The 15,182-nt window shown below is 58.6% G+C and carries 6 protein-coding genes; 3 read left to right on the top strand and 3 right to left on the bottom strand.

What is annotated here, in order from left to right:
• Positions 1 to 87 precede the first annotated feature (87 nt).
• Positions 88 to 3,645, bottom strand: coding sequence for a TM0106 family RecB-like putative nuclease (locus FHT28_RS17605; RefSeq protein WP_348644994.1), 3,558 nt, complete (start codon positions 3,643 to 3,645; stop codon positions 88 to 90).
• A gap of 253 nt (positions 3,646 to 3,898) precedes the next feature.
• On the opposite strand from FHT28_RS17605, the gene FHT28_RS17600 reads away from it, so the two are divergent.
• From FHT28_RS17600 to FHT28_RS17590, 3 genes are read left to right on the top strand one after another with little or no spacing between them, the layout of a single operon-like run.
• The gene (locus tag FHT28_RS17600) at positions 3,899 to 7,084 is read left to right on the top strand and encodes a TerB N-terminal domain-containing protein (protein ID WP_168596904.1); all 3,186 of its coding nucleotides are present in this window, start codon (positions 3,899 to 3,901) and stop codon (positions 7,082 to 7,084) included.
• Positions 7,081 to 8,403 (top strand): ATP-binding protein, encoded by a 1,323-nt coding sequence (locus FHT28_RS17595; RefSeq protein WP_168596903.1) that lies wholly within the window; start codon positions 7,081 to 7,083, stop codon positions 8,401 to 8,403. The genes FHT28_RS17600 and FHT28_RS17595 overlap by 4 nt, the downstream gene beginning before the upstream one ends.
• Positions 8,384 to 10,627, top strand: a complete 2,244-nt coding sequence (locus tag FHT28_RS17590) for a DEAD/DEAH box helicase (RefSeq protein ID WP_246704883.1) — start codon at positions 8,384 to 8,386, stop codon at positions 10,625 to 10,627. Before FHT28_RS17595 ends, FHT28_RS17590 begins: the two co-directional genes overlap by 20 nt.
• A gap of 146 nt (positions 10,628 to 10,773) precedes the next feature.
• Here the strand turns inward: FHT28_RS17590 and FHT28_RS36850 are convergent, their stop codons facing one another.
• Entirely contained in the window at positions 10,774 to 13,881 is a 3,108-nt protein-coding gene (locus FHT28_RS36850) for a DEAD/DEAH box helicase (RefSeq protein WP_168596901.1), read from the bottom strand.
• Positions 13,882 to 13,891: 10 nt separating this feature from the next.
• A complete protein-coding gene (locus FHT28_RS17580; protein ID WP_168596900.1) occupies positions 13,892 to 15,163 on the bottom strand; it encodes an EH signature domain-containing protein in 1,272 nt (423 codons plus the stop codon).
• Between the last annotated feature and the right edge of the window lie 19 nt (positions 15,164 to 15,182).

Genomic DNA, 15,182 nt, shown 5'->3' with positions numbered 1-15,182 from the left:
AGGCGCTCGTTGCGCAGCAATCCTACCAGGTCGGTGTTGAAGGCGTCGAGCAGGCGCTGACTGTTGATTTGCGCTTCCTAAATTGCATCAAACCTCGCTTGCCAACTCCGCATAGCGACAAAAGGCATTAGCCAGCTGCATCTGCCGGGGCGTCCGACATTCGGTGTCGAATACAAGCGGTGACGCGACAAGTATCGCAATACATTTTGCGCGAGATATAGCAACATTCAGTCGATTTGAGCTGTAGAGGAATTCCATCCCTCGCGGAGCTTCGGCCGACGAAGAAGTCGCCATCGAGTAGATAGCGATTGGTGCCTCTTGCCCCTGGAATTTGTCGACCGTTCCGACACGAGCATTCGGAAGCCCCTTCTGAATCTCCAGGACCTGTGCGTTGTATGGCGTGATGACGAGGATATCTTCCAATGTGACAGATCGAGTGACACCGTGGCGATCGATCCACTTTGTTTCGGTATCGAGAATGTGGTCAACCAGCTCCTTGATTGCGCAAGCCTCTTCTACCGAAACGTTGTTATTTCCGACGTGTGGCACGGAAAGGTAGCGGAGACCTGATCCCGAAATGCGGTCGTCCGATACGATGACCTGCATTCGGCAGCCTGGGACGGAATGCAGTTTTGAGTCATAGAACATCTCGGAATCGAATGCGCAGATATCGGGATGCATTCGCCAGGTCTCTTCAAGGAAGAGACCCTTGTCGGAACCGATCGTCTGTTTACCCGCGAGAATATGCTGGAGCGCGGAAACGCCCGTTCCATCGGGATGGGTTCCCTGAGTAGGCTGATCGAGTTGCTGCGGATCGCCGAGTAAGATCAGTCGCTTAGCGACGTGCGAAACCGCAAGGACGTTGGCGAGCGACATCTGCGCAGCCTCATCGACGAACAGCACATCGAGAACATCCTCCGCGTCTTCGCGCGCCCAGAGAAAGCTGGTGCCCCCAGCCACGTGACAGTCGCCCGATCCCAGGGCAGAGAAGACGTCCTTGTTGTCGCGGGCGAATACCAGATCGTCCGTATCGTCTTCCTTGTTGCCGCTCTCGGGCTTCTGCACGCATCTGACCTGGATGTTCAGTTCCTTCGACGCCTCGATGACCTTGTCGATTAGGTTCCGGATCACCTTGTGGCTATTCGCGGTTATGCCGACCTTCTTCCCGTCCTTGACAAACTGGCAGATCATCCGCGCCCCGGTGAAGGACTTTCCGGTGCCCGGAGGACCTTGGATAGGAAGGACGCCGCTCTGCATGTTCCGGGCTATGCGGGTCGCCGCATCGAGCGTCGTTTCCCCATGGTTCTGGATCATTTGGCCGCAAAGATCCGCTGGCGTCAGTGAGAGGAGGTCGAGTGCCGCCTTATAGCGCTCATCTTTGGCAAAACCGACTTCTGCGACGTGGCTGCCAATCCTCAAAAGGCAAGCAGCTTGCTCCTTGGCCTGAATCATGTCGTGGGCGAAGGTAGCGTCAGCGTGTGTCTCGGCTGTGGCTCCTATCTTCTTCACGTCGATCGTCCGATCAGCGGTAGAAATCGCTGCAACGGAACCCCATTTGCCCCCGCCGGGCAAATGAAGTGATTTTCCGGGAAGGATATCGGTTTCCTGCTCGTGAAAGGTATATCTATGCGTTGGTATTCTGCCGCTGCCCAGTACCGCCTCGATGAAAGTCAAGCCGGAGAGTGCCGACTTCTCGTCGATCAGCTCCTCGACACTTAGGTCTTGGAGACGGAATTTCTCCCACCAACCTGCTTTTTCCTCGCGTCGATGCCAGTCGAGGATATTCGCAAGAAGCCACCGGCCTTGCTGAGTGTTGTCCCGTTTCTCGGGGTCGACCGGGATTCCAGCTGTCAGCCGTTCGACTAGCTCGCTGACTCGCTTTTGCTGCTCGGAAATTTCGTCGCTGGGCGCGTCCTGCCCCGGCGCTGGGCGGGGAACATCCTGACCTCTTTGGACGAGTTCGGTCCGCCGCTCCTCAAGCCAATCTCGCAAGGCCTCCGTCGAAACGCAGTCATCCTGGTTGTAACCTTTGACGACTACCTTATCGGCTTCGGTAATTGACGCCACATCGTTAAGCTCGAGGCCCGCGTGAAAAGCGGAGAGCGCCAAATTTGCGGCTCTGAGCTCGACTTGCCTGGTATAGTCGTAAAACTGCTCTAGGCGCTTGATCGAATAGCTTTCCACGCTTGCGCGGAGCGCATTCCTGACTACTGAGTAGAGGTCGATAAAAACGAGGCCTCTGAGCAATACGTCGATCTGGTCTTCGCGCGACGCATAGCGTCCCATGAGCCGTTTGAGAGCGGCAGGCTCGTAGGGAGCGAAATGATAGATGTGGAGGCGAGGGTATTCCGCTCTCCGCTCCATCACGAAGTCAACGAAGCGCTCGAACGCTGCCCTTTCCGAAGTGCGGTCGAAGGCCCAGTCGCCAACGTATGACGAGCTACCGTCTCTGTTCCGATAGTGATACCCGAACAGGAATTCCAGACCATGTTCGCCTACGAAGGGATCGCCCTCGAGATCGAAGAAAATATCGCCTGGATCGGGGACCGGGAGGGCGCACAGGCCGAACTCCGATTGCACTGGTAAAAGCTCATACTTCGGGATACCTCCTTCCGTTCGAGCCTCGGCCTGAAGTCTGGCTTGCTCCCGTACCTTTTCGAAAGACTGGACCGATCCCCTCTGAGGTTTCCAAGGCATTGGCAAAGGCGTTTCAGCGAGCGCCTGCAATGTGCTGATGCCGTGTTCGCCGAGTTCGACGATTTGGTTTCCGGTTATCCCGGCAACGAAGGAGAGATGATCATCGTCGCGGCGGCGCTTGTCGCATCCCTCGGACCACCGACAGATGTCGCAATGGATATTGGGATCGGGATACGGCTCTGACGCCGGATCGGACCGGATCGCCAGTTCCATCGCCGCTTTCGACCTCCGAAAATAGGCCAGATAGTCCGCCATTCTGAAGCGCTCGGGTTCGAAGTCAGACCAGGGAGCGACAACGTAGGCATAGTCAGGCTGGCAGCCCTGGGTCTCCGCGAGCAGATCTGAATAAAGGCATAGCTGAAGTACTGTTCCGCCCTTGGTTTCCCTCGCGAGCTTCGTGTCGATAACCTCGTATGACCACTCGCTGAACCCGCCTGGCTTCGCAACGCGCCGCAAAATGTCGGCTCGACCCGCCCAATAACCGTGGCGGAGCGCTCCTTGGATGATTACATCGATGCCAGCCTTCATTGCCTCGACCGTGGCGGCGACATTGGCATCACTTATGTCGACACCCTCGATCGACTGGCAGGACAGACCGGTACTCTTTAGGTGGTCCACGAATTCCTGCTCATGGCGGAAGCCTCGTTCCCGAAGAATTTCGAGCATCGGGTCCCAGACGTGCGGTTTCGCCAATTCGCCGGAAGCGACCTTTATATCGAGCGCGGTAAGTCTCGCGCAGTTCAAATGCCCGACCAAATCGGAAGCAGTGAGCTGGAAACCCGAGGGGACTTTTTTCATCGAGGGATACCGAAAATCAAGAAGATTGACGCAACCTTCAGATAGCATTCCGTGCCAACGCGAACAACTAACGCGCAAATGTTTCTTCGCAAACTTTCGAGAGAAGGCGGGTTGCGAGTTGGGAGCCGCCAACGCCACAAACGGGTGCATCGCGACGCCACGGCCTCACGTCAGTCGGCGAGATCGAGTGGCTCGCCGTAATCTGACCAAACACATTGATGGTGTGAAAATTGAATTACCATCTGCACGCTCTGGCAATACGATCTGGCCGAGTTCAAATCCAGGGGCAACCTTTGGAAGCGCATCGACGGTTGGGACACATTTCACGCTCAAGCGGTAACTTCTGCTTGGCCGCAAAATCTGTCCGTGTATATTGCCCTTCTGCTATGGCGTGGGGCCACCCTTGAAGATTCGGGCGTTATTAAACGCGGCAGCCGCCGCCTGCATGCTGCTTCAGTTTCAGACTGACCCGGTCGATGCCGCCGATCGGAGCCCGCGCGAAATTCAGAAGGCTCTCACCGACCAAGGTTTTAGTCCGGGTGCAGCGGACGGCGTGTGGGGCAAGAAGTCCATTGTCGCGCTGAAGGCGTTCCAAAAGGCGCATGGCCTCGATCCGACAGGGGTGATTGATACAAAATCGATCGAGCAGCTCTTTCACAAACCTATCGTGCCCGCTGTTTCGGATGCGGCCTTTGGCGGAAGAGATGCTCCTCCCGCTGACAATCAGTCCGTCCCGTCGGCTGCAGCTCCGACAGAGGCGATATCTGTCGCACCTGCCGCGCAAAACTTCTCGATCGATCCCGCTCCTGTCAGCCAATCAGCTCCACAGAGTCCCGTTCAAACCCCCGCTAGCGGTTCCTCGTCGCAATCGCCAAGCCTACCTCAGGGGAACCCAACGCCTGCGGCTAATACTCCGTCTTCCCCGACGGAGGTTCAGGATAAGGGCGCGGATCTGGTGATTTTCGAGAGCCTCGTGGCGGCACTTGCGATGGCTGGAACTATCTTCGTGCTTCGCCGAAAGTCGAAACGGAAGTTGCTGCCGACCGGGTCGGAGGAGGAGTCACGGCAGACCCGCCCCCACGCAGGTTTGGCTTACGAAAAACCGACGGCCGCGCAACCTGACGCCGATATAAGCTCGGCGGTTCCGGTCATGGCAACGCATGGTCCCACGACTGCCGCCGAAACAGTGACTGGGCTGAAGACCTCGTTGGAGGTCCATGATGCAGCGGTGAGAGAATGGATTTCCGAACGCGCGTCGAAGCCGACAGCGGCGGAAGTCAGCAGGCCGGTCACGGCTTCGCAACCTGTCGCGCCTCCCGAATCCGAAGAGATTAAGAGGTCCCAGTCCCCGCAAATCCAATCGATGAAAGCGTCGCTAGAAGCACATGACGCCTCGATAAAGGGCTGGTTTGCCAAGCGTACAACGACGCCAAAAGAAAGCTACGAGCCCGCGCATGCGAAGAAAGCGGAGATCGATCCAAAGAGCGGCTGGGTTTCGTCCAGCACCCACGTGACGATCGGGTCGACCGTTATAACTCGTGGACTGATCTATGTCGGTTCCTCGCTCCGCAAACGTGGCAGCGCTGAGGACGAGAACTGTCTCATCAATCCCAAGCTTTCCGTCGGCAGGACTGGCGATACCGCTGGCCATACGATGGGCTACTGGCCGTCCTATTCCGCGATTAGGCCAGAGGCACGTCGCTCCTATATTGACTGGCTCGCCAGCCCGCGGTCGGATCCGAGCACCTATATCGGGTACGTGTTCCTATACTTCTACGGGCTCGAGCGTCGTCTGATGCTGGAGCCCAACGCACCAGACCGTGCGGAGGTCCTCGCCGAGGTTCGGCGTCTGTTTTCGATCTATGGTGGGAACGGTTCATTCCATCGCTATGCATCGGATCTTCTAAACGCGGCGGAACTGCAGAACAGCGAGCCGTCGGTCTCGTTCATCAATGTGGAAGCAAACGGGTACGAAGTCCCTTCGGTTATCCAGGTGGCGCTTGGGCACCGCGTTCGGGATGGACGGGACATTGAACCCGAGCTGCTTTTGAGTTTCGCAATGACGCATCCGGAGACGCGCGTCAGAACTCCGGCGCGGCGTGCGCCCGAACTTCTGAAGGCTCTGTTCGAAGTCGAATATAAGAAAACATACCCGAACGGACTTCGCATTAAGGGATCTAACTTCAAGTCCATTCGCAAGCGCTACCGGGCGTGCAGTGCAAGCTTCGAGATCGATATACCGGTCCACGGCGGTGCCATACCGGACATTACGGGAAGAGCGGAGCCGATCACGACGGCGCGCAGAATTTTCGACTACTGTTCGGACCAGCTCGATGATTACAGCCGGGCACTTGGCCGCCTTCCAGGGCTTACGCCGAACCTCCCTGCGATTTCCAAGTTGCCCGCATCGTTGAGACCAAACGCAGCCGCTTCCCTAAAAGAAAATCCGCTCGCCAAGTTCGATTTGTTCGCACGGGCCATGCAACCGATTACTGTCAGCGATCTGGCGACGCTCGCGGAACATAACGTCGGCGCGCTACCGAGCAAGCCAAAGCTGCGCGAGTTGAGCCAGCTCGTGGCCGCTTTCGGTTACGGTGTGACCTGCGACCCGGCTTTCGCTTCGAAGAATGCGGCTGCCGACGACCACGTGATCCTGTTTAAGCTCGCCGACGAGAGCCTCCGGGAACCCGGCGAGGCGTTTCGGCAGGCACAGCTCGGTCTCATGCTTGGGGTGATGGTAGCGCATGCGGACGGGCATTTCCACGAGCTGGAGCGCAAGGCTCTTCAAGAGAAGTTAGCGAAGACCCCAAACATCAATGCAGACGAACGGGCTCGCCTCGAGGCAGAACTTCGTCTTTACGAGGTCGCGCCATCCAAACTCGATGACTGGATGAAGAAGCTCAAGGACATCCCGCTCAACGCCCGTGAGGCGATCGCGTCGGAGCTCATTGCTACAGCTGCTGCGGATGGCCAGGTTCACGCGGACGAAGTCAAAAAACTCGAGTTCCTCTTTAAGCGTATGGGCCTCGATAATAAGGTCCTCTACGATCGGCTCCACGACGGTGCCCAGCGGCGGCTCGCGGATAATGACGGCCTTAGCATGATCATACCGCCCGGCGATCGAGCCGCAGGATCGCCTATTCCCCCTGCACCGTCCGATCGGCCGACGACGAAGATCGACGCCACGCTCCTCAACAGCATCCGAAGCGAGACGCGGATCACCGCGAGCGTGCTGGCAGACATCTTTACAGATGATGATGCCACGGAGGAGGCAATCACTGTCGATTCCGCTCCTGAGCCGGAAATTCGCCAGGACGAGTTGTTCGAAGGGCTGGAGCAGCGTTATGGCTCTCTGCTCAGGATTCTGGTGGACAGGAACTCCTGGTCGCTCCCCGATTTCGAGCGGGTTGTCAAGGAGGCCGGCCTGATGCCGGGAGCCGCGCGGGAAGCCATCAATGACTGGAGCCTCGACCGCTTCGACGAGTTGTTGCTCGAGGGTGACGATCCGGTCGACATCAACGTCTATCTTCTGCCTCAATTAGAGGCACCACCATCCAACTCACAGAACGCAGAAGGCATATCCACATGACAGGCAAGCCCCCGGCCATCAAGCCGCGCGATCGAGATACGGTAATCAGCGCACTCAGGGCAGGGGTGGTTCCCCGCCTTGGGTTGCAGCATATTCAGGTAGGACGCCAGCGCGAGATCGAGGCTATGATCCGCGACATCCAGCGCGTGTCGGACGGTGGCGCAAGCATTAGATTCGTGATCGGCGCGTATGGCGCGGGTAAGACCTTCTTCCTGTTTCTCGTCCGCCAGATCGCGCTTCAGTCGAAGCTGGCAGTATGCCAGGCGGACCTGTCTCCCGACAGGAGAATCCACGCGACCAGCGGTCAGGCGCGCTCGCTTTATGCCGAACTGGTACGAAGCCTTGCCACCCGCACCGCGCCCGACGGCGGGGCTCTCAGAAACATCCTCGAAAGCTATATCCAGAAGGCGACCGAACGAGCGACCGCCAACAGGATCTCGGTTGATACAGCCGTAAAGGAAGGCCTCGGCGATATCCGTGAAATGGTAGCGGGATACGATTTCGCGGCCGTGATCGCCGCGTATGCACGTGGCTACGAGGACGGAAATACGACACTTCAGGATGCCGCAATGCGCTGGCTTCGCGGCGAATATACCACCCGAACCGAGGCGAAAGCTGATCTCGGCGTCCGGACCATCATCGACGACGCATCCTTCTATGACGGTCTCAGACTGCTTGCCCGCTTCGTCAGAATTGCTGGGTTCGGGGGTCTGCTTGTCTGCCTTGACGAGCTTGTCAACCTATACAAGCTCCAAAGCGCGCAGGCGAGGAAGCAGAACTACGAGCAAATCCTGAGGATATTGAACGACGTGCTTCAGGGAACCACCGAAGGCATCGGCTTCGTTCTGGGAGGAACACCGGAGTTCCTGCTGGATACACGCCGTGGACTCTATTCCTACGAAGCCCTGCAGAGCCGCCTCGCAGAAAACAGTTTCGCCGTGAACGGGCTAACGGACTACGCCGGGCCTGTTATCAATCTTCCTAGCCTCACACCCGAGGAATTGTACCATCTGCTCGAGCGTCTGCGAGACGTGTTCGCCGCGGGCGACCAAGGTAAATGGCTCGTGCCAGATGAGGCCCTGACTGCATTCATGGACCATTGTGCGAACCGAATCGGCGAGGCGTACTTCCGTACGCCACGCAATACGGTAAAGGCGTTTGTTGATCTGCTTGCCGTTCTGGAACAGAACCCTGGGACGAAATGGCAAGAGCTCCTCAGCGGCCTGGAAGTACCCGAAGACCGACAGGGCGCATCGGACCATGACCTTGCGGCCGACGGCGAGGATCCGGACGACGAACTTGCAACCCTCAGCCTTTGACCGTCTTTCGGAGCCGGTCCGCAAGTGGATATGGCAGCAGAAGTGGAAATCACTGCGCGATGTTCAGGAAAAAGCCATTCCGGCGGTGTTAAAGGGTGGCGACGTAGTCGTCTCCGCGAAGACAGCGGCTGGTAAGACCGAGGCGGCGGTGTTGCCGCTTCTGACCCGCATCAAACAGCGCGTGGATGCCGAAGGAGGATTTGCGGTCCTCTACGTCAGTCCGCTGAAGGCCCTGATCAACGATCAGTATCGACGTCTTCAGCCCTTGTGCGAGGCCTGTGACGTCATGCTCCATAAGTGGCACGGCGACGTTTCGGCCGACGCCAAGACCCGCGCTCGTAGGCGACCGTCAGGTATCGTCCTTATAACCCCGGAATCCCTCGAAGCGCTGCTCGTCCGCCGGGGCAACGAGATCCGCTATCTCTTCTCCTCCTTGGACGCCGTGGTTATCGACGAATTGCACGCATTTATCGGCACGGAGAGAGGCATGCAGCTCCAGTCGATCTTGAACCGCATCGAGATCGAAGCGGGGCGGGATCGAATCGACCGCATCGGTCTGTCCGCTACGCTGGGCGACATGAGGCTTGCCGCCGCGGCGCTTCGGCCGGGCAAAGGCTACGAAGTCGAACTGGTCCAGGGCGAGGACCAGGGCAACGGATTGAAGCTTCAGATCCGAGGATACTACGAAAATCAGCGCGAGCAGCCCACTGACGGGGCCGAGCCCGAACCTGACGAAGATACTTTGGAGGGACAGGTCGGTCCCGAAAGACACGGTATACCTCACGAACTGGCCGACGACTTGTTCCGCTTCATGAGGGGAAGCCGCAACCTGTTGTTCGCGGGTTCGCGTGAAAGGGTCGAGATGTATTCGGACAGACTGCGGACCATGTGCGAAGACACTCATCTTCCGAACGAGTTTTTTCCGCATCACGGTAATCTGTCCAAAGTCGAACGCGAAGACGTCGAAGTGCGGCTTCGTGACGATCCCCGACCCACGACCGCCGTTGCCACGACGACGCTCGAGCTCGGCATTGATATCGGAGACGTCGAGACGATCGGCCAAATCGGGCCCGGTTTTTCCGTCGCCTCCCTCCGGCAACGGTTAGGACGTTCCGGCAGGCGGTCGGGAAAGCCCGCGGTCCTTCGCATGTTCGTTATCGAGCAACCGCCTATACGTGGTCGGCATCCCGTCGATCGGCTCAATCTAGGTCTCATCCAGTCCATCGCGATGGTCGAATGCCTCAGGGCGAACTGGTGCGAGCCTCCCTTGCCTGCAGGCCTTCACCTGTCGACACTGGTCCACCAGATCCTGGCGTTGATACTCCAGACCGGGGGTACCCGACCGATCCCAGCCTTTAAGACCCTTTGCGAGAGGGGGCCCTTCAAAGCGGTCGACCGTGCCCTTTTCGCTTCTTTGTTGCGCTGCATGGCGTTGCCTGAAAACAAGCTTATCGAGCAATCGCCCGAGGGTTTGCTCATGGTCGGCGAGTACGGCGAGAAGATCACCGAGTCCCATGAATTCTATCCGGTCTTCATGACGGAGCGGGAATACCGCATCATCCATGAGACGCAGACGCTTGGAACATATCCGCTGGAATCGCCTCTCATGCCAGGAGAGACGCTGATCTTCGCCGGGCGTCGATGGCTTGTCCTCGAGATCGACGACGCCGCGCGGGTGATCACCGTGCGCCCGACCCGAGGCGGCAAGCCGCCCTATTTCTCGGGAAGCGGAGGGGTGATCCACGACCATGTGGTCGCCACCATGAGGCAGGTGCTCTCGGGCCAGGAAAGATATGTCTACCTCGACAAGGCCGCCAACGCGATGTTGGAGGACGCGAGGACAGCATATGTCGAAATGGGCCTGGATCGCTCATGTCTCATGCCATACGGCGAGGGGGTGCTGGTTCTGCCATGGCTGGGCACGCGGAAGCTGGATACGCTTGCGCTTGCATTCCAGAACAAAGATTTCAAGTGCGTCCGGTTCTCTCACGCCATCGAACTTCAGGAATGCACTCTGAGTGGTGTCGAAACGTTCTTGAACAGCATCGCCGATGGAGAAGTCCCAGCCGATGCGGCGCTCGTCGATCGTGTCGCAAAGCCGATTATTGCCCGCTTTGACTACTGTCTATCGCCGGATCTCATGAGGCTGGTCACGATATTCGAGCGACTTGAGATCGATGCGCTGCCGGCGATAGCCAAAGCGTTAGTAGAAGTCGATCGTTGATGGGGGTGGCGTTTTGGGCGCGTAGTTGCTCCCAAAACGATATTGCGATCAACCAATTTCACGTTGCGATCCCGCCGCGGGTGTTGGGCCGCCAGCAGCGAGGTTGTATGTGGAGCGGGGCAACAGATACATCGCAAGCTTCCGCCCTAAGGCAGCCGGATCGATCCGTCTGCTTCCGAGGACGTGGGTTCGATGCGGTCACGAGCGAACATGCCTTTGACCGCTTGCTCGAGCGGGTTCCCGGCTTCAGCTTTCCGCTCGGATCCGATGAGCTTCTGTAGCTCGGCGACGTCCGCCTGCGTATCGCCCATCGGCCAAAGCGCCGAACTAGCAAGGCGACGTTTCCGCGTCATCAGGCTCTGCAGAAGGCAGTCGAATGAATCCTCCCGGTACTCGGGATGGATAGCCAAGGGCAAATGGATGGAAACTGCCTTGGTCTGCCCCAGCCGATGAACGCGGTCATTGCACTGCTCTTCGACAGCGGGATTCCACCAGCGGGACAGATGGATGACATGTGTTGCGGCCGTTAGCGTCAGCCCGGTGCCAGCCGCCTTGGGGCCGAGGACCAAGAGATCGAACCCGGCATCTACCTTCAGATGTTGCTGGAACCTGTTTACGATGGCTTGTCGATGATGGATCGGTGTTTCGCCGTTGATCAGGTCGACGTGTTTGAGACCGAGCTCTGCCTTCGCCAACTCGATGAAGCGATACTGCATCTGGCGATGTTCGATGAATACGAGCGCACGTTCATTCTTGGCCCTTATCGAGCGGAGTATGTCGATCACGGCGCTCAGTCGCGCCGATGCCTTTATGAAATCCTCGTCCCCGCCGACCATGGCCATATTCGGATGCACCGAAACAGTGCGGATATGATGGAGCATTTTTAATTGTGCACCCAGACCGCCAGCGGCGAGCTTGACCCGCGCGTCGTCGTAAACCGTCGCCTGGTCTCGGGGCATCAAGCGCGGGTGGACTTTCCGGGTCTTCTCCGGCAGGTCTTTCGCCACATCCTCTTTCAGCCGTCTGATCGCGAGAGGCGGCTTGCCGTCGACCGATGCAAACGTCCGCTGATACAGCTCGGTCATATTGCCCGTGTCGGGCTCGGAATATTTGGCGCGGAACTCCTTGAGAGTACCAAGCGCACCGCCAGCGAGTTGATCCATGATCGCCCAGAGATCGACCGTCGCGTTTTCGATCGGGGTGCCCGTCAGCCCGATGCGGAAATTGGCGTTGATGGCGCGAGCACCGACAGCGCGGAGACTGACCGGATTCTTTATCGACTGGATCTCGTCGAAAACGGCCGCTGAGAAAGGGATGCGCGCCAGCGAATGCTGGTAGTTGGTGAGCGTGGTATACGTCGTCAAAATCCAGAATCTGTGGGCACGGTCTTCCGCGATAGCCTCGTGAAGCGAGCTGAAATCCAGCTTGACGTCTCCGTCATCGGTGTCCTTGCCCTTCGCGCCGTGTATCTTTCGCCCGGAAATATTCCCGCCGTATAGCCTGATGACATGGCCAAGGCCAGGGTCGTGCATATGGCCCTTCACCTCTTGCTCCCAGTTCTCAAGCAGCGAGGTCGGCGCGACGACCAGGACCGGACCGCGCGTTTTGGCATCCGGCTGCGCCATGTGTTCCTTCAACCAGGCGAGAAACGCAATTGTCTGGAGGGTCTTTCCCAACCCCTGTTCGTCGGCGTTGAGGATGCCTGGCAGACCAGCCTCCCAGGCGTCGACCTGCCACTTGAAGCTTTCGATCTGATGGGGCTTCAACGAGGTGCGGATCGATTGCGGAACCGTCGGCGATATGGCCGCTGCTCTTGGCACGAGCTTCGCATGCCAGTTCAAGTCGTCGAAATTGACCTCTGTCGCGAGCACGAAAGGCCCTTTAGCCCGCTCGGCGGCCTCCTCTTCCGGTTCAGGCGCTTGTGGCAATTCTTCGCGTTCCGAAATGCGGTCGTCGAGCAGCTTCACCATTTCGGGACGGGCAGGGATATCCAAGTCGCCGAGCGGCGTCGACACACGTCCCGCGGACACGTCGGCCCTAACCTCGTCGCGCAGGGAGATCAACCGCGAAGTGGGCATATTCGCGAGCGCTGCCTGGAGACGCTTGCTGAAACCTTCCGGCAGCCATGTGCTTCCGCTACCCATGTCTACGTCGAGAGAGAGCTTCTCGTAGGCAACGACACCCGTGACACGTTCGGAGAACTCCTTGGTCTCGACGAGAAGCGGGCCTGCAGCGGCCTCGATAGCCTCCTGCTGGGCAATATCGGACAGACCATCAAGCTTGCCGCGCTCCCGGAGTCGGGCTTCGACCGCATCGGTAATCAGAGCCTGGGGATTTTCAATGAACGCTTTCCGCTCTTGGGCGGGCGCGTGCTGCATCTTCGCCATGACTTCCAGCGCGGGCGCTACGGCTTGGTCGACGACCAGATAACTCCCAGGTGATAGGCGGTAGGCTCCGAGCGCACCGCGGTCTCGCACCCTTGCCTGAAAGGTTTGCAACGCGGACCCCGAGAGCTCGCTCATTTCCTCCGTGGCCGTAAACAGGTCGGAATCGGCACCCTCGTCAGAAAGTCGCTTGCCTGAAAACGGGACGACGTCGAAATTGCCGTCATCCTTTGGCGATATGGAAAAGCTGTCCGCCAAGCAGACTTCCAGACCGCTGAGAAAGTCAGTCATTGACGCACGAGCCGCCTGGCTTTGGACGTGCACCGAGACGCCCGGATCGAGTGCCTGTCGGAATTTCGCCAATGCTTCCCAGTCGCTGGCGTCGCCCTGTCCGGACTGGAAGCCGTCGGCGACATTCAAAGCTTCCACCATCCACAAGGGCAGACGGTAACGGCTCGCTCCAAGCGATAAGATAGAGCCGCTTCGCTTCGGGAAAGTCTTCTGTCCGTTCCGGATCCACTCGTACCGAAGCCGGAAGCTCGATGAGCCGACTATGCCTTCGGCGTCGGTTCTCAGGACGAAGTCGACCGTGGGCGGCATTCCCAAGGTCCTGGCCGTCCCGCCGTTGATCGCGGCCGCCAGCCTATGGGGTATCTGTATCCGGTCCGATGACACGGAAAGGTCAATCCCCATGAGGTCGGCAAGCGCCCGCAGGTCGGCGATCGCGAACGCGACCTCCCGTGCATCAGCCGACAGGTTTGTAAGGTCAACCTTTGTCGCGTTGCCACGCAGACGGGACAACAAGCCCTTTGTTTCGGCTTTTGCGGCAAGCGTTACGCCGGCACTGTCGAACGAGAAATCGAAATTCACTGACCGTTCCTCAGATGTTTTCCATGACCCAGCCCTCCCAGTAACCCAAGTGCGATTTCGCCTTGGCTCCCGGTGTGAGCCTGATTGCCTCGCAATCGTACGCAGGTTGGTAGAGTACCGGTGCCTTTTGGTTCGATTGATCGAAGATGTGGACCATATAGTTGTGGGAGCCCTCGACCACGGTCTTCCGACCGATTTGCAGGATCAGCAGTGACGTGTCCAATCGGCTGCCGCGTGCCGACTGAGAGCCATAACCCGGTCTGCCCGTAGCTCGCGAGCCTGAGGTCCTTTTGCTTGCCTCGATCCAACCTTTGTCGCTGAAGGCAACCCAAGCGGCGTCAATCCGACCCTGCCGATGCAGACCCAGCCAAAACTTGCGTCGTGGCTCCCACATATGGCTGCTCTCGACTGCTGACACTACATCGAGGAAAAACCGGATGTTTTCTCCGGTCAGCCATCGCATGAATACAGCCATCGTCTCTGCCGTGACGCCCATCCAGGCACTGCTGCGCGTCACCCGCGGGTCTCCGTATAGGGAAACCAGATTCTCTGTCAGATATCTCAGATCGTCGGGGGGCGGAGCTTGAAGCCGCCAATGATCCAGAAGACCTTCGATCGCCTCTGAAGCGCCTGAAACCTTGGCTTCGTGCCGTTCCGGCTTGAGCCAGCCGATCAATCTCTCCATCTCGCCGCGGTGCTTGAGGCCCGGTCTGACGTGATCGACGAAGGCGAGATGCGCTTCAGCCATCAACCCCATGTCATGGGGTTTTCTCAGTCCCAATTGCTTCAGCTCGGTCCACGGGTCCGCCATGGTCGACATCAGGCTCGCGACGCCCTCGTGTGCCCTGTACGGATCGAGAATGATCGGGACTGCATCGATGATCTGCCGCGATCTCGGTCCGAGATGTTCGGTCGATCGCGAAAGAGCCTCGGCCAGTTGCCGGGTATGCTGCGCGCCGGGTGAAAATGTCGACAGATAGACGGCGAAAATCGCGTTGAGGAAGCCGGAACGGGTAGAAGCCCTGATTTCGTCAAAGTAGAATTCCCTCAGCGGCTGCAGATCCGGCCTGGCTCGCCGCTCCTCGTCGAACAGCGCTCGAGCGGCCGAAGTGACGAGATACATCTTCGCCCCATCCCAAGAGTTGGTAAGGACGCGCTCTCGGACCTCCTGAACGAGTCGTTCCCTATCGCTCTCTGGCGGATTGCCGACCGCGTCGGGCCAGCGCGAGTAGATCCGATCGGCAGACGCAAGTAACCGGTTGAGGGCGGGCAGGGCCGTCATTTCGAAACGCGGCGGCCGC

It is taken from the genome of Rhizobium sp. SG570, assembly GCF_012275345.1.
Taxonomy (GTDB): Bacteria; Pseudomonadota; Alphaproteobacteria; order Rhizobiales; family Rhizobiaceae; genus Rhizobium; species Rhizobium lusitanum.
This window is presented reverse-complemented; position numbering and strand designations above follow the sequence as displayed.

What these genes read in the sequence shown, in the direction of transcription:
- FHT28_RS17595 (WP_168596903.1), top strand. Translation starts at nt 7,081, where the DNA reads ATGACAGGCAAGCCCCCGGCCATCAAGCCGCGCGATCGAGATACGGTA.
- FHT28_RS17580 (WP_168596900.1), bottom strand. Translation starts at nt 15,163, where the DNA reads ATGACGGCCCTGCCCGCCCTCAACCGGTTACTTGCGTCTGCCGATCGG.
- FHT28_RS17605 (WP_348644994.1), bottom strand. Translation starts at nt 3,645, where the DNA reads ATGCACCCGTTTGTGGCGTTGGCGGCTCCCAACTCGCAACCCGCCTTC.